This window comes from Phocaeicola sp. (genome assembly GCF_057861905.1).
This window is the reverse complement of sequence record NZ_DBMACV010000039.1, coordinates 1-20,757: the sequence shown is the minus strand read 5'-3', so window position 1 is coordinate 20,757 and position 20,757 is coordinate 1. Positions and strand designations below refer to the sequence as shown.

18 protein-coding genes are annotated in these 20,757 nt (G+C 43.9%); 3 read left to right on the top strand and 15 right to left on the bottom strand.

The window, feature by feature from the left end:
- Positions 1 to 44 precede the first annotated feature (44 nt).
- The 6 genes from ACZM60_RS08970 to ACZM60_RS08945 are packed head-to-tail and all read right to left on the bottom strand — an operon-like array spanning position 45 to position 3,233.
- The gene (locus ACZM60_RS08970) at positions 45 to 590 is read right to left on the bottom strand and encodes a 2-oxoacid:ferredoxin oxidoreductase subunit gamma family protein (protein WP_021971524.1); all 546 of its coding nucleotides are present in this window, start codon (positions 588 to 590) and stop codon (positions 45 to 47) included.
- 22 nt (positions 591 to 612) lie between these two features.
- On the bottom strand, positions 613 to 1,389 hold the full coding sequence (locus ACZM60_RS08965) for a thiamine pyrophosphate-dependent enzyme (RefSeq protein WP_340319090.1): 777 nt from the start codon (positions 1,387 to 1,389) through the stop codon (positions 613 to 615).
- A 21-nt stretch (positions 1,390 to 1,410) separates the two neighbouring features.
- Entirely contained in the window at positions 1,411 to 1,587 is a 177-nt protein-coding gene (locus tag ACZM60_RS08960) for a hypothetical protein (RefSeq protein ID WP_021971526.1), read from the bottom strand.
- Between the two features lie 7 nt (positions 1,588 to 1,594).
- Positions 1,595 to 2,677 (bottom strand): 3-methyl-2-oxobutanoate dehydrogenase subunit VorB, encoded by a 1,083-nt coding sequence (locus tag ACZM60_RS08955; protein WP_021971527.1) that lies wholly within the window; start codon positions 2,675 to 2,677, stop codon positions 1,595 to 1,597.
- Positions 2,678 to 2,711: 34 nt separating this feature from the next.
- Complete coding sequence (locus ACZM60_RS08950; RefSeq protein ID WP_021971528.1) at positions 2,712 to 2,942, bottom strand: 4Fe-4S binding protein; 231 nt, start codon at positions 2,940 to 2,942, stop codon at positions 2,712 to 2,714.
- A gap of 12 nt (positions 2,943 to 2,954) precedes the next feature.
- Complete coding sequence (locus tag ACZM60_RS08945; protein ID WP_489521320.1) at positions 2,955 to 3,233, bottom strand: tetratricopeptide repeat protein; 279 nt, start codon at positions 3,231 to 3,233, stop codon at positions 2,955 to 2,957.
- A gap of 419 nt (positions 3,234 to 3,652) precedes the next feature.
- Between ACZM60_RS08945 and ACZM60_RS08940 the strand changes: the two genes are divergently transcribed.
- The 3 genes from ACZM60_RS08940 to lacZ all read left to right on the top strand — a co-directional run bounded on the left by ACZM60_RS08940 (position 3,653) and on the right by lacZ (position 11,050).
- Positions 3,653 to 4,765, top strand: a complete 1,113-nt coding sequence (locus ACZM60_RS08940) for a glycoside hydrolase family protein (RefSeq protein WP_021971531.1) — start codon at positions 3,653 to 3,655, stop codon at positions 4,763 to 4,765.
- Positions 4,766 to 5,270: 505 nt separating this feature from the next.
- On the top strand, positions 5,271 to 7,565 hold the full coding sequence (locus tag ACZM60_RS08935) for a bifunctional dihydroorotate dehydrogenase B NAD binding subunit/NADPH-dependent glutamate synthase (protein ID WP_489521319.1): 2,295 nt from the start codon (positions 5,271 to 5,273) through the stop codon (positions 7,563 to 7,565).
- Between the two features lie 377 nt (positions 7,566 to 7,942).
- The gene (gene lacZ, locus ACZM60_RS08930) at positions 7,943 to 11,050 is read left to right on the top strand and encodes a beta-galactosidase, LacZ type (protein WP_489521318.1); all 3,108 of its coding nucleotides are present in this window, start codon (positions 7,943 to 7,945) and stop codon (positions 11,048 to 11,050) included.
- Between the two features lie 109 nt (positions 11,051 to 11,159).
- Here lacZ and ACZM60_RS08925 read toward each other — a convergent pair whose 3' ends face one another.
- From ACZM60_RS08925 to ACZM60_RS08885, 9 genes are all read right to left on the bottom strand, one after another.
- Positions 11,160 to 12,218, bottom strand: a complete 1,059-nt coding sequence (locus ACZM60_RS08925; protein WP_489521317.1) for a DUF4468 domain-containing protein — start codon at positions 12,216 to 12,218, stop codon at positions 11,160 to 11,162.
- Positions 12,219 to 12,394: 176 nt separating this feature from the next.
- The gene (gene rpiB, locus ACZM60_RS08920) at positions 12,395 to 12,829 is read right to left on the bottom strand and encodes a ribose 5-phosphate isomerase B (RefSeq protein WP_021971535.1); all 435 of its coding nucleotides are present in this window, start codon (positions 12,827 to 12,829) and stop codon (positions 12,395 to 12,397) included.
- The gene (locus ACZM60_RS08915) at positions 12,826 to 14,841 is read right to left on the bottom strand and encodes a transketolase family protein (protein ID WP_489521325.1); all 2,016 of its coding nucleotides are present in this window, start codon (positions 14,839 to 14,841) and stop codon (positions 12,826 to 12,828) included. Before ACZM60_RS08915 ends, rpiB begins: the two co-directional genes overlap by 4 nt.
- 60 nt (positions 14,842 to 14,901) lie before the next feature.
- Entirely contained in the window at positions 14,902 to 15,366 is a 465-nt protein-coding gene (locus ACZM60_RS08910) for a lipocalin-like domain-containing protein (protein ID WP_489521316.1), read from the bottom strand.
- Between the two features lie 12 nt (positions 15,367 to 15,378).
- Complete coding sequence (locus tag ACZM60_RS08905) at positions 15,379 to 16,869, bottom strand: capsule assembly Wzi family protein (RefSeq protein WP_489521315.1); 1,491 nt, start codon at positions 16,867 to 16,869, stop codon at positions 15,379 to 15,381.
- Between the two features lie 135 nt (positions 16,870 to 17,004).
- Positions 17,005 to 18,057 carry a mannose-1-phosphate guanylyltransferase gene (locus ACZM60_RS08900; protein ID WP_489521314.1) on the bottom strand — a complete coding sequence of 351 codons (1,053 nt, stop codon included), beginning with the start codon at positions 18,055 to 18,057 and terminating at the stop codon, positions 17,005 to 17,007.
- 14 nt (positions 18,058 to 18,071) lie between these two features.
- Positions 18,072 to 19,085 (bottom strand): NAD-dependent epimerase/dehydratase family protein, encoded by a 1,014-nt coding sequence (locus tag ACZM60_RS08895; RefSeq protein WP_489521313.1) that lies wholly within the window; start codon positions 19,083 to 19,085, stop codon positions 18,072 to 18,074.
- Positions 19,082 to 20,206, bottom strand: a complete 1,125-nt coding sequence (locus ACZM60_RS08890) for a glycosyltransferase family 4 protein (protein WP_489521312.1) — start codon at positions 20,204 to 20,206, stop codon at positions 19,082 to 19,084. The genes ACZM60_RS08895 and ACZM60_RS08890 overlap by 4 nt, the downstream gene beginning before the upstream one ends.
- 12 nt (positions 20,207 to 20,218) lie before the next feature.
- Positions 20,219 to 20,757, bottom strand: a 539-nt coding sequence (locus ACZM60_RS08885) for a glycosyltransferase (RefSeq protein ID WP_489521311.1), incomplete at its 5' end; no start/stop codon positions are given.

The window sequence follows — 20,757 nt, the reverse complement described above, 5'->3', positions numbered from 1 at the left end:
CCGTACGCCTCTCTCATGTCTTGGTATGATATGGATAATTCCTGTTATTTTACTTCTTTGATGATGTCCATACCAATATGAATAGCCTCTTCATTCATCGGTATCAGATGATGATGGCGTTCGGGCAGTGTTTTGCGCAGTGCCTTGATGACGCTTTCAATAGAAACAATCGGGCGGATTTTCAATAAGCCACCCAGTACGATCATATTGAATGTTTTTGCCATTTTCCGTTCGTTGGCTTCATCCATGGCATCAATGCGATATACATGAATGTCCTTGCGTGTCGGCGGATTGATGATACCATAGCCATCGTAAATAAGTACGCCGCCGGGTTTCACCTTGTTTTCGAACTTGGCAAGCGAAGGCTGGTTCAAGATAATGGCTGTATCGTATTTGCTCAGAATAGGAGAGGAAATGCGTTCGTCACTGATGATGACGGTCACGTTGGCCGTACCTCCTCGTTGTTCGGGACCATAGGCAGGCATCCAAGTGACTTCCTTGTCTTCCATCAGTCCTGAATAAGCCAGGATTTTACCCATCGACAATACACCTTGTCCGCCGAATCCTGCTATAATGATTTCTTCTTTCATGATAGTTCTTTTTTTGATGATTTTATTTGTTATCTCCGCTTGTGTCTTTCAAGTCGCCCAGCGGGTAGAACGGGAACATGTTTTCTTCCATCCATTTGTTGGCTGCTTCGGGTGTCATTTTCCATCCAGAGTTACATGTAGATACGATTTCCACCAAGTTTGAGCCTTTTCCCTGCATGCTGTTTTCGAAAGCCTTGCGGATTGCTTTTTTAGCCTTGCGGATAGCTGCTACCGTATGAACTGCCTGACGGGTAACGTAGCACGTTCCTTGCAAGGTTGCTGCTATTTCTGTCATCTTCAAAGGATATCCGTGTATTTCCGGATTTCGTCCGTAAGGACAGGTGGCTGTTTTCATTCCTATCAGTGTAGTAGGAGCCATTTGTCCCCCTGTCATGCCATATATCGCATTGTTGATGAAAATGATAGCTATATTATCTCCACGGTTCAGGGCGTGGATTGTTTCTGCTGTACCAATACATGCCAGGTCACCATCTCCCTGATAAGTAAATACCAGTCGGTCCGGCCACAAACGTTTGATGGCTCCGGCAAGAGCAGGTGCACGTCCGTGAGCGGCTTCCAGACAGTCAACATCGAGGTAGTTATACATAAATACGGCACATCCTACCGGGCTGATACCGATAGTTTTCTCTTCCATGCCCATTTCTTCTATAACTTCAGCTATCAGTTTGTGAACTACTCCATGGCTACATCCCGGGCAGTAGTGCATTGGATTATCATTCAATAAACGAGGCTTCTGGTAAACCAGATTCTCGGGCTTCATTATATCTTCTTTTGTCATAAATATCTCCTCCTTGTCGGGTTAGCGTAGAAAGAAACGGAACACAAATTCCATCATCTTTATAAACAGCGATGCGCCGCACACATAAAAGAAAATGGTTTTATCATCTCCCAATGAAAAATACAGAATGAAAGAAGCTACGGCTCCTATCATAAATATTACATTGAGTACGGTTCTGATCTGATCTATATTGCCCATAAGTTTCTTACTTATTAATGATTTTTTCTTTTAACGCATCGATAACTTCGTCTGGATCGGGGACGATACCTCCCAGGCGTCCGAAATGTTCGACGGGGACACTGCATTTTACAGCCAGTTCTACGTCTTCAATCATTTGTCCGCTATTCAATTCCACAACAAGGATGCCTTTTATATTTTTAGCTCTTTCGGCTAATGGCTTACTTGGGAACGGCCATAAGGTAATAGGACGGAACAATCCGACTTTGATACCCTCTTCGCGTGCATGCTCCATTGACTTTTGTGCGATACGTGCACATGATCCGAATGCCACGATCAGATATTCTGCATCCTCGCAGTCTATTTCTTCGTAGCGAACTTCCTTAGCCTCGATTTCTGCATATTTTTCCTGCAGGTGAAGATTTCGTTTTTCCATTACAGCAGGATCAAGTTCCAGCGAAGTGATGATATTGGGCTTACGTCCCTTGCATCCGGTTGCAGCCCATGGACACTGTGCAATGATTTCTTCTTCCGTACGTCGTGGGCGAGGAGCTGGAAGGACTACCTTTTCCATCATCTGACCGATAACTCCATCGGCGAGAATCATTGCCGGATTGCGATATTTGAAAGCCAGTTCGAAAGCCAGACCCACAAAGTCGGCCATTTCCTGAACCGAAGCCGGCGCCAGCGCTATCAGATGATAGTCACCGTGTCCACCACCTTTTGTTGTCTGGAAATAATCAGCCTGACTGGGCTGGATGGTTCCCAGTCCCGGACCTCCACGCATAACGTTTACTACCAGACAGGGCAATTCTGCACCTGCAATGTATGAAATACCTTCCTGTTTCAGGCTGACACCCGGACTGGAAGATGAAGTCATAACCATTTTACCGCTTCCGGCACCTCCATATACCATATTAATTGCTGCAACTTCACTTTCGGCCTGCAAAACCACCATACCGGTAGTTTCCCACGGCTTCTGTTCGGCAAGAGTTTCCAATACTTCTGATTGGGGAGTGATAGGGTAACCGAAGTATCCATCTACACCGATGCGGATAGCCGCATGGGCAATGGCTTCGTTTCCTTTCATTAGAACTACTTCTTCTGCCATAATTTTGATTGTTTAGCTTATAAGCACTTAAAAATTATTCTTCACATTTTGCTCTATATACGGTCAAGCAGCCGTCTGGGCATACAATTGCACACGAAGAGCATCCGTTGCAGGTATCTTCTACAACCTGTTGAACGTAATTATATCCTTTTTGATTTACTTTGGCGGTGAGCGACAGTACGTGTAACGGGCAGGCTACCACGCACAGGTTGCACCCTTTGCAGCGTTCTGTATTCACTACAACTACACCTTTCATTTTAGCCATAAGTCGATTATCTTATTGATTAAACATATCTTTATTATAAAAATTGAGAATATCCATCACCATATTTCGGGCCTCTGCTGCCGGACTCTCCGGATTTAGTGCAATGGCTTCCTGATAATTGTTCAGCGTCCCTTGCCAGTCACCTTTTTTCCAGAAAGCATTCCCTAATAAATAATACGCTTCGGATGCGTATTCTGGGTTTTGATTGATGAATTGATTCAATTGGTCGATTGCGTGATCTGTAGAGCCCTCGGCGATTAAATTCTTTATATCTTTCAGCTTTTCGGTCATGATTATGAATTTATAGTATACCCACAAAGATAAAGTTTATTTTCAATCGAATAGGAATTTTAGGCAATTATTTCCTCCAAATAGATGAAAAAAATTTTTTCTCTTTTGCGCAATTTGTTGATTGTAAATTGTTTATTGGTATGCTCAAAATGTTTCATTTGAAAAAGTTGTTTGTTTAATTATATAAGCGTTTTTCGGAAATACAGTGGCGATTTGATGTGCTTTGCTGCACAATATTCTAATCTTTATGCAGGATATAGATTCGTTTTTTTGCAAAAAATTATATTGCGGCATTGAAGAAACAAGGGCATCTCTATATTATTCGGGAATATATATTTACTTTAATGAAGTCGTTTAGTGTCTAATTATTTTATATATTTGCTGATTATAATGTTTTTTATTAATAAATAATCGAATTTATGAAAATCAAGTTGTTATTAGCTGCCACAGTTGCATGCGTATTGGGCTTTTCTTCATGCTCAAATGAATCAGTGAAAACTATCCCTGTGTATGGTTGGCAAGGAGAAGGAGAGGAAGCTACAGAGGCATCTATCCAGTCCGATTTCCAGAAATGGAAAGATCACGGTTTGGTAGGTATATGTTACAATGCGGGTGGTTTCAATGTGGAGAAACACGCTCGTGCGGCAAAAATAGCTCATGCTACTGGGCTGGAGTATCATGCATGGATTCCTGCCATGCTGAAAGGAGATGCTGATTCTACATGGTATGCAGTAAACCGTAAAGGAGAGTCGGCATATTCTGTGCAGGCATATGTTCCTTATTATAAATGTATGTGTCCGAATAATCCGGATGTAATCAATTACCTGGTTACCGAATATAGCAAGATAGCAGAAATACCGGATGTAGATTTTGTTCATTTGGATTATATCCGCTATGTAGATGTAATTCTGGCTCGCGGCCTTTGGGAAAAATACGGTTTGGTGATGAATGAAGAGTATCCTACAGCCGATTATTGTTACTGCGACAAGTGTGTAGCCGATTTCAAGGCTGAAAGTGGTATAGATATCAAGGCTGTGGAAGATCCTTCTACTTGCGAGGAATGGAAGCAGTTCCGTTATAACCGCATTACCAATCTGGTGAATAAGATTGCGGCTGCGGTTCACGCAAAAGGTAAAAAAGTCAGTGCTGCTGTATTCCCGGGTCCTGATTCTTATGCAAAGAAACTGGTTCGTCAGGAATGGAACAAATGGGATATCGATGCGTTTTTCCCGATGAATTACAATGACTTTTATTTGGAACCAGCTTCTTGGGTAGGAGAAATAACCAAAGAAGAAGTGACTTCCGTAAACGGTAAAAAGCCTGTTTACAGTGGTCTCTTCATTTGTCATGACTGGCAGAACAAGGCTAATATTAAAGATCCGGAAGGTCACGGTCTGACACCTTCTGAAATTGGTGAAGCTGTTCGTGGTTCGATTGAAGCCGGAGCTGCCGGAGTTGCATTGTTTACTCCTGCCAACATGACGGACGAGCATTGGGCTGAGCTTGATAAAGCGATTCAGGTAAAACGTTGATGTAGTTGTATCAGACTATACAAAAGAATAATTGAAAATGGAATCTCCTTCGGATTTAAAAAAAAGTCCGGAGGAGATTTTATTTTTATATATGGTTTGATTGAGCAGTTCGTGTTACGTTTTCCCTAAGAATATAATGTTTAACAGCAGTGGGGCGGTTGCCTGGCTATAATGAATCGCTATCTTCACCATAGTGAGGCGATCGCTTCACTATAGTGAAATGATTTGTATATGCGGAAGATTCACAATCCTATGAGGTAATGGAATAAAATAGGATAAGGTAATTCCTTTACGTATCATTTCTATAAAAATACCATTTGGTCTGTCTGTAATATATCATGCATTCATCGTTATTGTAAGTTTGGGTCAAAACAAGAAGGGCATAAGACAAAAATACAAGACAGAATTTGTGAATTTAGGAATTTCTTTTGGTATTATTTTATTTAGTGATAACTTTGCAAAAGACAATAAATTGCAAAAAATAACTAACTTATAGTACGAGGAAATGAATAAAATTATTTCAAAAGAACATTTTTCAGAAAAGGTTTTTAAGCTGGTAATCGAAGCTCCTCTGATTGCTAAGTCACGTAAGGCAGGTCATTTTGTGATTGTACGTGTAGGCGAAAAAGGCGAACGTATGCCTCTTACCATTGCTGAAGCCGATCCCGTAAAGGGAACTATTACGTTGGTCGTACAAGAGGTTGGTCTGTCATCGACCCGCTTGTGCGAACTGAATGAAGGTGATTATATTACCGATGTAGTAGGTCCGCTGGGTAAGGCAACCCACATCGAGAACTTTGGCACCGTAGTTTGTGCTGGAGGTGGAGTAGGAGTAGCTCCGATGCTTCCTATCGTTCAGGCCTTGAAGGCTGCCGGAAATCGTGTTATTACTGTATTGGCAGGACGCTCTAAGGAACTGATCATTTTAGAGAAAGAAATGAGAGAAAGTTCGGATGAAGTAATCATTATGACCGACGATGGTTCGTATGGCAAGAAAGGTCTGGTAACAGAAGGTATTGAGGAAGTCATCAAGCGCGAAAAAGTTGACAAATGTTTTGCCATCGGTCCGGCTATTATGATGAAGTTTGTTTGCCTGCTTACTAAAAAATATGAGATTCCTACCGACGTTTCACTCAACACGATTATGGTAGATGGTACCGGTATGTGCGGTGCATGCCGTATTACCGTAGGAGGCAAGACAAAATTCGTTTGTGTTGACGGTCCTGAGTTCGACGGACATCAGGTCGATTTCGATGAAATGCTGAAACGTATGGGTGCGTTCAAGGATATTGAGCGTGAAGAAATACACAAACTGGATCCTGTACAGCCTGATACATGCGAAGCTGTAAAGGCAGCCGACGACCGTAATGCAACATGGCGTGCAGACCTGCGTAAAGCGATGAAACCGAAAGAACGTACAGCCATTCCACGTGTTAAGATGAATGAACTCGATCCGGAGTACCGTTCTCATAGCCGTAAGGAAGAAGTTAACCTGGGGCTGAACGAAGAACAGGCACTGACCGAAGCCAAACGCTGTCTGGATTGTGCTAATCCGTCGTGTATGGAAGGTTGTCCGGTTGGCATCAATATCCCCGGATTCATCAAGAACATCGAGCGCGGTGAATTCCTTGAGGCAGCTCGTGTTTTGAAGCAGACCAGTGCTTTGCCTGCCGTGTGTGGTCGTGTTTGTCCGCAGGAAAAGCAGTGTGAGTCGAAATGTATACACCTGAAGATGGGACACGAAGCAGTAGCTATCGGTTATCTGGAACGCTTTGCTGCCGATTATGAACGTGAAAGCGGACAGATTTCGGTTCCTGAAATAGCCGAAAAGAACGGCGTTAAAGTTGCAGTTGTAGGTTCCGGACCTGCCGGACTGTCGTTTGCCGGCGATATGGCGAAACTGGGTTACGATGTAACCGTGTTCGAAGCCTTGCATGAAATCGGAGGAGTATTGAAATATGGTATTCCCGAATTCCGTTTGCCGAACAAGATTGTCGATGTAGAAATAGAAAACCTGTCGAAGATGGGCGTGCAGTTTGTCAAAGACTGTATCATCGGTAAGACTATCAGCGTAGACGAACTGGAACAGGAAGGCTATAAAGGAATATTCGTTGCTTCCGGAGCCGGACTCCCTAACTTCATGAATATTCCGGGTGAGAACTCTATCAATATCATGTCGTCTAACGAATACCTGACTCGTGTCAACCTGATGGATGCGGCAAGCGAAGATTCTGATACGCCGGTTACATTCGGCAAACGAGTAGCCGTTATCGGTGGAGGTAATACGGCTATGGACTCTGTCCGTACAGCCCGTCGTCTGGGAGCCGAAAAAGCCATGATTATTTATCGTCGTTCGGAAGCAGAAATGCCGGCTCGTCTGGAAGAAGTTAAGCACGCTAAAGAAGAAGGTGTGGAATTCCTGACTTTGCATAACCCGATAGAATACATTGCCGACGAAAAGGGACGTGTCAAACAAGTTGTCTTGCAGAAGATGGAACTGGGCGAACCCGATGCTTCAGGACGTCGTAGTCCGGTGCCTATCCCCGGCGCAGTAGAAACCATCGATATTGATATGGCTATTGTCAGTGTAGGAGTTTCTCCGAACCCGATTGTTCCACATTCTATCCCCGGACTGGAACTGGGACGTAAAGGAACCATTGCCGTAAACGAGAATATGCAGTCGTCTATACCGACTATTTATGCCGGTGGAGATATAGTCCGTGGTGGTGCCACCGTAATTCTGGCTATGGGAGACGGACGTCGTGCAGCTGCAGCAATGGACAAGCAGTTACGCGGATAATGCAGCATTAAGAATGTAAACCTGTTTTCCTAAAGCGGCTGTCAGGGTGAAATCTTCAAGGCTGGACAGTTTGCTATGGAACAATCAGAATAGACGAAGAGGTTTCAAAATGAAAAACTGAGATACGCTTACTTCTAATCTGTAAGTTACAACATAAAAATCTCCTACTTTAGTCTTTGTTTTCTTCAATTACAGGACTAAAAGTAGGAGATCTTTTTATTCCTAAATTCAATCTATCAGATTTTTATTTTTTGCAATTCTATTTTGAGGCAACCTCTTTTTATTTTACTTCCAGCAGCCTGTTGTTTGTGAATATACAAAAAATGATTACTTTTGTATAGAATATATTTATAATTGTAAGAGAACTTAAATTTATTATGAAAAAACCTCTTTTGCTCGGCATCTTGGGAGCTTGTACACTTTCTTCCCAGGCGCAGACTTTCAAGGAATGGCAAGATCCTGAAGTCAATGCAGTTAACCGCGCTCCGATGCACACCAATTTCTTTGCTTACGAAAGTACGGATGCTGCCACTCAGGCCATCAAGGAAAACTCCGACAACTTCATGACTTTAAACGGAAAATGGAAATTTTTCTGGGTAAAGAATGCAGACGCATGTCCCACCGATTTCTGGAAAGTTGATTTTAATGATAAGGGATGGGATGATTTGCAAGTCCCGGCAGTTTGGGAATTGAACGGCTATGGCGACCCGATATACCTGAATGTAGGCTATGCATGGCGTAACCAGTTTACAAATAATCCTCCTTATGTACCTGTAGAAAACAATCACGTAGGTTCTTACCGCCGCGAGATTGTTGTTCCTGCCGACTGGAAAGGAAAAGACATTATCGCACATTTCGGAGCTGTAAGTTCGAACATGTACTTATGGGTGAATGGCAAATATGTAGGATACAGTGAAGACAGCAAGTTGGAGGCCGAATTCGACCTGACACCTTATCTGAAATTAGGACAGAAAAATGTTATTGCATTTCAAGTATTCCGCTGGTGCGATGGCAGTTACTTTGAGGATCAGGACTTCTTCCGCTATACAGGTGTAGCTCGCGACTGTTATCTTTATGCCCGAAACAAGAAACGCATCGATGACATTCGTGTCACACCAGACCTGGACGGCGAGTACAAAAACGGTTCTTTGGCGGTAGAGTTAAGCCTGAAAGGCAGTTCCACAGTCACTCTTGACCTTCTGGATGCCCGCAATCAGGTAGTAGCAACCCAGAACGTAGCAGGAAGTGGCAAGGTTTCCACAACCATCAACCTCGATGCACCTCACAAATGGTCGGCAGAAACTCCTTATTTATATACTTTGCGTGCTACACTGAAAGATGGAAACAAAGTCAGTGAAGTTGTTCCGGTCAAAGTAGGTTTCCGTAAGATCGAACTGAAGAATGCACAGATACTGGTAAATGGCGAACCGGTACTGATAAAAGGAGCGAACCGCCACGAAATGGATCCCGACGGCGGATCTTATGTATCGCGCGAACGGATGATTCAGGATATCCAGATTATGAAGCAGTTCAACATCAACGCCGTGCGTACCTGCCACTATCCGGACGATAACTTCTGGTATGACTTGTGCGATAAATACGGTATCTACGTAGTAGCCGAAGCCAATCTGGAATCACACGGTATGGGTTATGAAGAAAAGACATTGGCCAAAGTTCCTTTATTCAAAAAGACTCATTTGGAGCGTAACGAACGCAATGTACAACGCGGATTCAATCATCCCAGCATTATTTTCTGGTCATTGGGTAATGAGGCCGGTTACGGACCGAACTTTGATGCCGCTTACGAATGGGTAAAAGCCGAAGACCCGAGCCGAGCTGTACAATACGAAAGAGCCGGTCTGGAAGGCAAGACCGATATCTACTGTCCGATGTATTACCGTTATAAAGACTGTGAGGATTATGTAAAGAATGAAAACAGCACCAAGCCTCTTATCCAGTGCGAGTACGCTCATGCTATGGGAAACTCGGAAGGCGGTTTCAAGGAATACTGGGATTTGATACGTAAGTATCCGAAGTTCCAGGGAGGTTTCATTTGGGATTTCGTTGACCAGTCATGCCGCTGGACCGGAAAGAACGGTAAGATGATTTATGCATACGGAGGCGATTTCAACCGTTTCGATGCCAGCGACAACAACTTCTGCGACAATGGACTGATCAGTCCCGACCGCAAGCCCAATCCACACATGTACGAGGTTGGCTATTTCTATCAGAACATCTGGACCACGGCAGGCGATTTGTCGAAAGGAGAAATCAATGTCTATAATGAAAACTTCTTCCGCGATTTATCTGCTTATGCACTCGAATGGGAACTTCTGAAAGACGGAAAGGCAGTCCGTAGCGGACGTGTTGAGAATCTGTCGGTCGCTCCACGCCAGACAGCCAGTATAAAACTCGACTGGGGCAAGACTTGCAAGTGCGGCGAATGGTTGCTTAACGTAAAATACATTCAGAAAAATCGCGAAGGCCTGCTTCCTGCCGGTCATGTAGTGGCTAAAGCCCAGCTTACACTGAATGCTTACGAAGCTCCTGCTATGAATCTTGCCAATGTTGCAGAAAAGAACGTAACAGTAGTTACTCCGCAGATCAAGAATGAAAACGTAAACCGCATGGTTGTAGTCGGAGAGGACTTCAATATCCAGTTCAATAAGCAAAATGGTTACATGGATAAGTATGAAGTGAACGGGCTGAATATGATAAAAGAAGGAGAAGCCATGACACCTAACTTCTGGCGTGCTCTGACCGATAACGATTTCGGTGCTGGTCTTCAGCAGAAATATGTAGCATGGAAGAATCCCGACATCAAACTGCTTTCATTGAAGGGAGAAATGAAAGACGGCATGGCAGTCGTTTCAGCCGAATACGACATGAAGAACGTTTCAGCTAAACTGTTGCTTACCTATACCATCAATAACAAAGGTGCCGTCAAGGTTACTCAGAAGATGACAGCCGACAAGAATGCCAAGGTAGCCAATATGTTCCGTTTCGGCTTACAGTTGGTAATGCCGGCATCCTTCGAGAAGATTTCTTATTACGGTCGTGGACCAATTGAAAACTATGCCGACCGCAAGACATCTACCGACCTCGGCGTTTATAACCAGACCGTAGACGAGCAGTTCTATGCTTATATCCGTCCGCAGGAAAACGGTACCAAGTCGGATATCCGCTGGTGGAAACAATTGAACGAAGCCGGCAGCGGACTGATGTTTGTAGCCGAAGCACCGTTCTCAGCATCTGCTTTGCATTACACCATCAGCTCGCTCGATTCAGGATGGGAAAAGAAACAGGAACACTCCAACGAAGTAGAAAAGGCAGACCTGACCAATGTCCTGATCGACAAGGCGCAGATGGGATTAGGATGTATCGATAGTTGGGGAGCCGTTCCCGAACCACAGTATATGTTACCTTACGGCGATTATGAATTTACCTTCATCATGACACCGGTAAGCCATTCATACACCCGATAAGACCTGATCAGTCAGAAAAATAGAAGAGGGGAAATTTGAAATTATTCTCTGCGGAATAGCTTTCAAATTTCCCCTTTCTTTTTATGTCAGTACGGGAATTCCGTTTCCTTTATCTCATCCAAGTTTTTGTTACCTCACCGATATACATAGTATACTGTTTCGAAGCATCTACATTCTGGTTCAGCGATTTCAAGTCATCAGCAGTCATCTTTTGCGACATAGCCTTCTTGCATTCCACAACCACACTTGCCTTGGTGTTGTTATCTGTATAGAATGAGATTTTGTATGTAGCACTCTGTTCCATCAAGGCAGTAGCAGCTATACGGCTCTGGTCGATCAGCAGATAAGAAACATTCTTGTTGAACATCTTGCCGAATCCGCTCCAGTTTTCAGCTTTGATATCGATTTCCTCACCGTTTGCCGCAGTCAGCGTGATACGTCCCTTTGCCGCAATCTCGTTCAGGTTGGCAGGCAACTGTTCCAGACCGACCTCTTTCAGTTCTGCCGAAGCATTGATAACCGGAGTAGCAGGCTGCAATGTCTGCATCGGAACACTTTGTGTGGCAGTAGCCGGCGCATTATTCAGGAACTTCTGTCCCAGCGCAGCCGATGCCGACTGAAACAATTCATCCTTCAGGTCGATGGTTTCCCGTCTGAACTTACCACAGATAGGAGCCAGCTTTGTTTTCTTTTTATTTAGCGCCATATCATCGTTTATCCACTCCTCGGCAGTATATTTCTGTCCACCATCTCTTGCCTCGTCGTACCAGTAACGGATACGCGTCATCAACATTTTACACTTACCGTCTTCCGTAGTGATAAGCAACTGATAATAAATACGCGTGCGGTCCAGCGACAGCGCAGTCGACGAGAAAACCATATACTCTTCGGCCGATGCAGCGATAGTTCCTTCCTCCTTGTTCGAGTATGAAACCTGGCTATACAGCTTCCCGTCGGGTTTGAAACGCCCTTTAGCCCATTCTAACATTTGATTGAATATATCCGTTTTCGACAGTCCCGGTGCATTTATTTCATTGGTAAAAGCCACCTTTCCGTCGATTGTCGTTACAGCACCGGCCAGATATTTCGGGTCGGTATTATCTTTCTTGTCTTTTGCCATACCAGCTATCGGCAGACACATTAGCAGGATAAATAACAGTTTTTTCATGGTAATTTTTCTATTTGATTTTCTTTTTTGTTTTTATAGCAAGCAAATATACAGATAAAAATATAGGAAGTGAAGAGAAGCCTGCTAAAAAAAGGAAACGTCCGAAAATAAAAATATTCACTACAAGCCCTTGCAGCCTGTAGTGAATATCATTATATTATCTGTCAGGAGAAAGATTATTTGACTGGAATCTTATCAATTCTTGCCTGATGGCGTCCACCTTCGAAGCCCGTAGCGAAGAATTCCGTCATGATTTTATCCGCCATTTCCGTATCGATGAAACGTCCCGGCATAACCAGCACATTCGCATCATTATGCTGTCGTGCCAGATGTGCTATTTCCGGCATCCAGCAAAGAGCAGCCCGGATACCCTGATGTTTGTTCAGTGTCATGCTGATACCCTCTCCGCTTCCGCAGATAGCTATTCCCGGGTAACATTCACCAGCCTCTACAGCCAGAGCCAGCGGATGAGCAAAATCCGGATAGTCACAACTCTCAGTACTATACGTTCCAAAATCTTTATACTCCCATCCTTTTGCCTTCAGCCACTGTTTTACATACTCTTTCAGTTCAAATCCGGCATGATCGGAAGCCAGTCCTATTACTTTCATTCTAACATTGCTTTTACTTGGTTATATACATTTTCTGCAGTGAATCCCAGTTTTTCGTCCAGTACCTTGTAAGGAGCAGAGAAACCGAACGATTCCAGACCCCAGATCTTACCATTGGCGCCAACCAGCCCTTGCAGGTTGACAGGCAGACCAGCAGTCAGTCCGAATACCTTGGCACCCGTCGGGATAATGCTTTCCTGATACTCCTTGCTCTGGCTGCGGAACAAACCTTCCGACGGAACAGAAACAATACGCAGTTTCACACCATCCTTACGCAACAGTTCGGCACCCGCTACCAAAGTAGAAACTTCAGAACCCGAAGCCACCATAATCACATCCGGATTTTCATCCGAACCAGCTATGATATAAGCACCCTTTGCAGCCTGCGTATAGTCAGTACCTTCCGGCAGGTTCGCGATATTCTGTCGAGAGAAAATCAAGGCAGTAGGAGTAGATGTATTCTCCATTGCCAGCTTCCAAGCCTGAGTTGTTTCCTCTACATCAGCCGGGCGCAGTACCAGCATCGAGTTATGTCCCTTATGATTCTTCAGTTTTTCCATCAGTCGGATTTGAGCCTCCTGTTCTACTGGTTCATGCGTAGGACCATCTTCACCCACACGGAACGCATCGTGAGTCCAGATAAACTTCACAGGCATTTCCATCAGTGCAGCCATACGTACAGCCGGTTTCATATAATCGGAGAATACAAAGAAAGTACCACATGCAGCGATAACACCACCGTGCAGCGCCATACCGATACAGCAGCAAGCCATTGTCAGCTCAGACACACCCGCCTGCAGGAATGCGCCGCTGAAATCACCTTTTGTAAAGGCATGAGTCTTTTTCAGGAATCCGTCAGTCTTGTCCGAATTAGAGAGGTCGGCAGAAGACACAATCATGTTTTCCACATGTGTAGCCAGCACACCCAGCACAGTAGCCGAGGCAGCACGTGTTGCTCCACCCGCTTTCTGTTCGATAGCCTCCCAGTTGATTTTCGGAGTCTGGTTAGAGAACCAGAATTCCATCTTGGCAGCCAGATCCGGATGAGCCTTAGCCCATTCAGCCTTCGCAGCATAACGTTCAGCTACGATAGCCTTCAACTCTTCACGGCGTTTAGCATACAGCTCAGCTACTTCCGGGAATACCTGGAACGGATTTTCCACGTCACCACCCAGATGCTTGATTGTATTGATATAAGCCTCGCCGCCCAGCGGAGCACCGTGAGTAGCACAGTTACGTTCATAGCTTGTGTTGTCCGCTTTCAGCGCACCCTTACCCATGATTGTCTTACCGATAATCAGTGTAGGCTGTCCTGTTACCGCTTTCGCTTCAGTCAGTGCTTCACGTATTTGGTCAGCATCATTACCGTTGATGGTAATAACCTTCCATCCCCACGCTTCATATTTTTTAGCTACATCCTCGTCGGTTACCGCTTCACATTCAGTAGAAAGCTGGATATCGTTCGAGTCGTAGAACATAATCAGGTTGTCCAGTCCCAGATGTCCGGCAAGACGTCCGGCACCTTGAGAAATCTCTTCCTGCACACCACCGTCGGAGATGTAAGCATAAATAGTCTGGTTCATCACGTCACCCAGACGAGCCTTCAGGAACTTAGCCGCGATGGCAGCACCAACAGCAAACGTATGTCCCTGTCCCAGCGGGCCGGAAGTATTTTCTATACCACGCATAATGTCCACTTCCGGATGTCCCGGAGTAGGGCTTCCCCATTGACGGAACTGAGCCAGTTCGTCCATCGTAAATTTGCCGCTCAGTGCCAGAACCGAATACAACATCGGCGACATGTGTCCCGGGTCGAGGAAGAAACGGTCACGACCTTCCCAGCGTGGATTTTCAGGATCATAAACAAGAAATTCAGAAAACAGTACATTTACAAAGTCTGCACCACCCATAGCGCCACCCGGATGACCGGATTTAGCTTTTTCCACCATAGCAGCAGCCAGAATACGAATATTGTCGGCTGCGCGGTTCATTAATTCTTTATTGTTTTTCATCATTGGATATGTTTGTTTATGCAAAGATAGTAATATTCTTCAATATGTAACGAATTTTATTTAAAAGCTTGTCAACTCCAGCGTAGCATAGTCCGACTTTAGCGTGAGATGCTTTCCGTCTGCTTTCAGCACCCTGAAAGTCGTTTCACTGCTGTTTATTCCATAAGGTAGCAAGTCCTCACGGCTCACCTCCTTACCGCTGTCACCCGTATCGGAGCGGTACTTGAAATCTTTCATCGTTACTTCCGAATGATTATCGTTGTAAGAAAAACGACCTATTACCATTTTATATCCATGATTTTCGGGGCACTGCTTTTCCGCAATTTCCACCACCCAAAGCTGGATGCTGTAGAACGTACGCTGGCACTCCTTGTGCACCACGCCATCTTCGTGCGTAGTAAACTGCTCCAGTCTCCACATCCCCTCTATGTTACGGTCTATGGGTTCCTTTTTACATCCGCTTGCAAGCACAGCCATCAGCAGCACTGCCATATATAAAATACTTCTCATATATTTATATTCCATACATTTTTTCATTTAAAAAATACCTCCGGTCTTTCGGATAGTGAACATCCCTCCCGTAGAGTTACCCAGGTAATTTCCTCGGTCCAGTCCCATGCTGACCGCTGCACTCCAGCCTTTCGCCCACTGCGGACTGTACGTCACCTCATACAGCGAGCTGAATTGCTTGCGTTGCTTGTCGAGAGGAACATCGTATGTACCCCAGTACCGTGCAAATGAAATTAGTACCCGGTAGCCCCATTCCGTAGCCGGCTGACCTTCCAGTCCCAGATGCTGTGCCCGTACCCGGTTACTCTTAAATGTGATTGTTCTATCCTTATTATATATAGGACCTGGCAGGAGAGGGTTTCCCATACCCTGTCCCCAATGCTGCCATGCCTGATAACAGTAATTGTTGTAGTAATTATCTTTGGCACTAACTTGGTAGTCCATGCTTCCCGCGAATCCGTCGTACAAAATCGGTCCTGTCTGATCCTTGGTCGAAAGCCCTTCCCACAGCACCGTACTTACCCAGCGGTTCTTCGGTAGCGTTACTTCTATGCCCAGCTGTCCGTCCTTCCACCGTCCGTACTCCCAGAACATTTGCGAGTGGTCGTCGAAATAATGCTCCAGATACACTCGGAATTTCCAATCTTTCAGGTAATAGTTCAGGGCAAAATTCCAGCTACCCAAATGATTCCCTTCCACATTAACCTGATCTCCCCACGGTGTATCACTTCCTCCGCTCATCGGAATAAATGCCTTAAAGAAACTTTTCAGTCCATCGGGCATGTCCGTTATCAGTTCACTGTTACCGTCCTTGTTCTTTCTGAGTTGGTCGCCTGCAAACTGCGCCGCCATCAGAATCCCGAATTCAAATTCCGCGGGCAGCTTCTTCCGGTTACCAATGCGGAACATAATCGATTTGCTATGATAGTGAATATTCTTTCCATACGTATTTCCTGGTGAAACAAAACCTTCCTGCCAGTTATTGTCTGTAAATATTCCGTAAGCAATATGTCCCTTCAGCGACAACCATCCCCGTGTTCCCGGTATTGCCACATAGTCGGAAATCTCTCCGCGTACCTGCGGAACCGGACGTGCGTTCGCACCTTCCACCATCATGCCGCTGCTTAGCCGCTCATTCTTACATAGCGGGAACCCCGGTCGTTCCTTACTACCGATGCTCAGTTTCAAAAACTTCCACGAAACATCCACAAACGCCTGCTGCACCACGAAGTCCGCCGTCTGGTTTGCCGTAGCTGCAATATCCACTCCTGCCTGCACCTTCCAATGATGCCGCAAATTCTTATTGAAACTCAGTCCTGCCCGTATATATCCACTGTTCGGCTCCACGCTCGACAGCCCGTACCGGTTAGCTGAAAGCCATAACGGAGCATACGTACCGTTCGATATATTTCCGCTCGCCTCTACACGATAAGTCAGCGTAGAGTCCGCCGTCTGCGCATGCAGTGTGCCTCCTAGGCATAACACGGTGAGCCATGTACATATATTTATGTAATTCATTGATTCTTTATTTGATATAAATGCGCCGCAAAGGTAATGCTTTTCCGGCAGGTTACAAAAAATCGCTACAGACCTCGTGCTGAGAGTCGTAGCGATTTCTTAGATATAATAGATATAAAATAGAACCTGATAAACTCAGGTTATTCCATGTTGAAACTCTTTGATGCGCTGTTCTTCACTTAGGCGGCATATTAGCAGCTGACCTTTTTTTTCTGCTACGATGTAGCCGTCTAGACCTTCCAGTATCACCTTGCGTTCATCCGCCACATGCACCACACAGTTCCGGCAGTCGAATAGCTTCACGTTTGTTCCTACGGAAGCATTTCCACTCTCATCCTGCGGCAACAGCGTGTGCAGTGAACCCCAGCTGCCTAAATCACTCCATCCGAACTCCGCTGGCAGTACATAGATATCCTCCGCCTTCTCCATTACCGCATAGTCGATGGAAATTTTCTCGCAAGTAGGGAAGAGGTGTTTCAGTTCTTCTGCCTCCCTGTCGGTAAACAAGGCAGGCTCCAGCTTGTCCATCACTCCCGCAATCTGCGGCGCATACCTGCATATGGCATTCGTAATCGTGTTCACATTCCATACAAATATTCCTGCGTTCCAGAAATAATTTCCCGCCGCCAGATACCTCTTCGCCGTTTCCAGGTCTGGTTTCTCCTTGAACGCTTCCACTTTGCAAATACCTTTTTCGTCGGCTTCACCCTGAGCTGCGATGTACCCGTAGCCCGTTTCCGGTCGGGTAGGTTTCATCCCCAAGGTCACGATGGCATGTGAGTCCGCCGTTTTCTCCAATGCTACGGCTATGCAGCGAGCAAATTCCGCCGTATCAATCACCAGTGCATCCGAGGGAGTCACTACGATATTCGCCTGCGGAAACTCTTTCCGAATTTTCCAGCAGGCATACGCGATGCACGGTGCCGTATTTCTCGCTTCCGGTTCCGCTAGGATATGCTGCTTTGAAATCTGTGGTAACTGCTCCTTTACGATGTCTACATACTTTTCCGAGGTTACTACCCAGAAATTCTCTTTCGGGCAGATATCCTTGAAACGCTCTACCGTGAGCTGAATTAACGATTTTCCTACGCCCATTACATCAATGAACTGTTTGGGGCATTCGGGGGTACTCATGGGCCAGAAACGGCTTCCTATGCCGCCTGCCATGATGACTACGTGGGTTTGCATAAATATAAATATTCTTATTTTAGAAAGAGTCTGTCATTATCATTAAACCAGTCATTAAGTGCTTCTTCAAAAGTCCATTTAAACTGATAACCTGAGCTTTTCAATTTCTTACCACAAATGTTAGTAGAAATCTGTAACTTCTTTACCCGGGCAGGACAGATACCCATTGGTGCACCCAATGCTCCGATAATTGTAGCTGTGGGCATAATTATCCAGTTAGGAATATCAAATACGGTGGAAGTCAGTCCAGTAACTTTTTTCATAGCTTCTACAATGTGCTGAATGGTATAAGCTGGTTCAAAACAACAGTTGTAAAGTTCTACTCCTTCTTCATGGTTTTCAAGTCTGTACACCATGAAACGTACCAGTTCTTTTACGTAGATACACGCTTTGATGGTATCTTTGCGTCCCGGATAAGCAAATTCATGTTTTCTTATAGCCCAATATAGGCGTGTAAAATTTCCATTCTCCCCTTTACCGAAAACAACTCCCGGACGTACGATAGTAAGCTGTCTTTCCTTCTCGTTTTTGGCTTGCCAAATAGTATGTATTTTTTCTGCAACTAGTTTTGATATTCCATAAGGAGTGTTAGGAGTTGGAAGAGTCGTTTCCTCTTTTAGTTCCTCTGCTGCACCATATGGAGCTATTGAGCTGGTAAACACAATTTTTTTGATACCATGCTTTTCAGCGAAAGCACACACATTCTCAGCTCCACGAATATTGGTTTCGAAATATTCATGGTCAGGATGACCTGGAGTGCGATGTACTGCTGCAAAGTTGAAGATAATATCCTCACTTGATACAGGAACATTTAGTTCTATAGGTTTACGTACGTCACAATAAATAAATTCAGCTTTTACGGTTTCTCCTTTTTTCAAAGGTGATTTGTAGTCTTTTACTGTGGGGAGTGGAGTACCTGGTTTTACAATATATAGATTGTATACTTTTGCTTCTGGATGAAGTTCATTCAGTAATTTGGTGAGATGGGTACCGATGAAGCCGGTCCCTCCTGTTATGAAATAGTTCATTTATTTGGATTTTTAAATTCTTTGTATTTAGATTCTACAAATTCTTTGATTTCTTTCTTGAAACGTTCTTCAGAGAATGATTCTGCCCATTTTCTGCAAGTTTCATAATTGAAAGGTGTTTCACCTAAAGATTCGAAGTATGTTACAGCTTTTATGATATTTTCAGGAGTTTGTTCATGGAAGAATAATCCAGTCTTTCCCTCAGATACCGTTTCTAATGAGCCACCATGACCATAGGCTATAACAGGAGTTCCACAGGCTTGGGCTTCTATAGGTATCATACCAAAATCTTCATCTGCTGCAAAAATAAAAGCCTTTGCCTTTTGCATTTTTTCTTTCAATACATTAAATGGTTGATATCCCATAACGGTTACGTTTTCTTTAGCCATTTCCTGATATCTTTTTAAATTTGGACCACCTCCAATAACTATTAGTTTTTTCTCAGGCATACGATTAAATGCTTCTATTATGATGTCTATTTTCTTGTAAGCAACTAAACGGCTACTTGCCAAATAGAAATTCTCTTTCTGTCCACAAAATTCGAAGTGAGAAATATCAATATTGGGATGGATGGTAGTAGATTCTCTTCTGTAGGTTTCTTTTATTCTTTGTCCTACATAATCGGAATTACTGATGTAATGATCTACGCGGAAGCTTGAAAGCATATCCCATTTTCTGATTCTGTGAAGTAAGTATCTTACTAACCAGCTTTTTATTCCCTTTGTTAGGTTGGATTCTTCCAAGTACTCATTGTACATATCCCACACATATCTGATGGGAGAGTGGCAATAGCAAATATGCAATTGGTCTGCTTTAGTCAATACACCTTTTGCAACACAGTGTGAAGAAGATATAATAACATCATATCCTCTTAAATCAAATTGTTCTATGGCAAATGGGAATAATGGTAGATAAGCTCTGTGCTTTTTAGTGCCGAGTGGCATTTTTTGGATAAAAGACGTATGTACTTTATCCCAATTAATGCCAAGTTCATCGCAGACCTCTTTTTGGGCTACTAACGTATAAATGTCTGCATCAGGAAAAACATCAGCGATAGCTTTTACTACTTTATCAGAGCCTCCAACAGTTACTAGCCATTCTTGGATGATTGCTACTTTCATAAAAATAGGTTGTTATTTTATTGTGGTTTGTTCGAATAATTGTGCTATATTTTCTGCTGTTTCAGCCCATGTTCTCCATTTAGGATATGATACTGAGGTTGTATGTTGACTTATTTGTACCATTTTTTCTTTTATACTGCTCGGATCATAAGGGTTGAAATAAGAAATATATTCTTTTCCTATTTCTTTCAAAACAGGAATATCTGAGGATATAATTGGAATATTGAAATGCATGGCTTCCACAATAGGAAGTCCGAATCCTTCATATAAAGAAGGCATAATTAGTGCAGAGGCACCTTTATACCAAGCATATAATTCTTGATCATTGATATTACCTGTAAATAAGACTTTTTCCTTTTCTTTATTTATTAGAGTTACTAATTTGAAAACTTCATTATCTCCTGTAATAAAACCTTCTTTTTTACCGACAATAATAAATTGATAATCGTCATTACTAAATTCTTTAAAACCTAATAAAGCATTCTTTAAATTTTTATGTGGCTTTATACTACCAACAAATAAGAAATATTTTTTCCCAATGTTTTTAGCTA

Coding starts and splice junctions, on each gene's coding strand:
- ACZM60_RS08910 (WP_489521316.1), bottom strand. CDS start 15,366: ATGGAATATAAATATATGAGAAGTATTTTATATATGGCAGTGCTGCTG.
- ACZM60_RS08905 (WP_489521315.1), bottom strand. CDS start 16,869: ATGAATTACATAAATATATGTACATGGCTCACCGTGTTATGCCTAGGA.
- ACZM60_RS08970 (WP_021971524.1), bottom strand. CDS start 590: ATGAAAGAAGAAATCATTATAGCAGGATTCGGCGGACAAGGTGTATTG.
- ACZM60_RS08945 (WP_489521320.1), bottom strand. CDS start 3,233: ATGACCGAAAAGCTGAAAGATATAAAGAATTTAATCGCCGAGGGCTCT.
- ACZM60_RS08925 (WP_489521317.1), bottom strand. CDS start 12,218: ATGAAAAAACTGTTATTTATCCTGCTAATGTGTCTGCCGATAGCTGGT.
- ACZM60_RS08935 (WP_489521319.1), top strand. CDS start 5,271: ATGAATAAAATTATTTCAAAAGAACATTTTTCAGAAAAGGTTTTTAAG.
- ACZM60_RS08940 (WP_021971531.1), top strand. CDS start 3,653: ATGAAAATCAAGTTGTTATTAGCTGCCACAGTTGCATGCGTATTGGGC.
- ACZM60_RS08900 (WP_489521314.1), bottom strand. CDS start 18,057: ATGCAAACCCACGTAGTCATCATGGCAGGCGGCATAGGAAGCCGTTTC.
- ACZM60_RS08895 (WP_489521313.1), bottom strand. CDS start 19,085: ATGAACTATTTCATAACAGGAGGGACCGGCTTCATCGGTACCCATCTC.
- ACZM60_RS08960 (WP_021971526.1), bottom strand. CDS start 1,587: ATGGGCAATATAGATCAGATCAGAACCGTACTCAATGTAATATTTATG.
- lacZ (WP_489521318.1), top strand. CDS start 7,943: ATGAAAAAACCTCTTTTGCTCGGCATCTTGGGAGCTTGTACACTTTCT.
- ACZM60_RS08965 (WP_340319090.1), bottom strand. CDS start 1,389: ATGACAAAAGAAGATATAATGAAGCCCGAGAATCTGGTTTACCAGAAG.
- rpiB (WP_021971535.1), bottom strand. CDS start 12,829: ATGAAAGTAATAGGACTGGCTTCCGATCATGCCGGATTTGAACTGAAA.
- ACZM60_RS08955 (WP_021971527.1), bottom strand. CDS start 2,677: ATGGCAGAAGAAGTAGTTCTAATGAAAGGAAACGAAGCCATTGCCCAT.
- ACZM60_RS08950 (WP_021971528.1), bottom strand. CDS start 2,942: ATGGCTAAAATGAAAGGTGTAGTTGTAGTGAATACAGAACGCTGCAAA.
- ACZM60_RS08890 (WP_489521312.1), bottom strand. CDS start 20,206: ATGAAAGTAGCAATCATCCAAGAATGGCTAGTAACTGTTGGAGGCTCT.
- ACZM60_RS08915 (WP_489521325.1), bottom strand. CDS start 14,841: ATGAAAAACAATAAAGAATTAATGAACCGCGCAGCCGACAATATTCGT.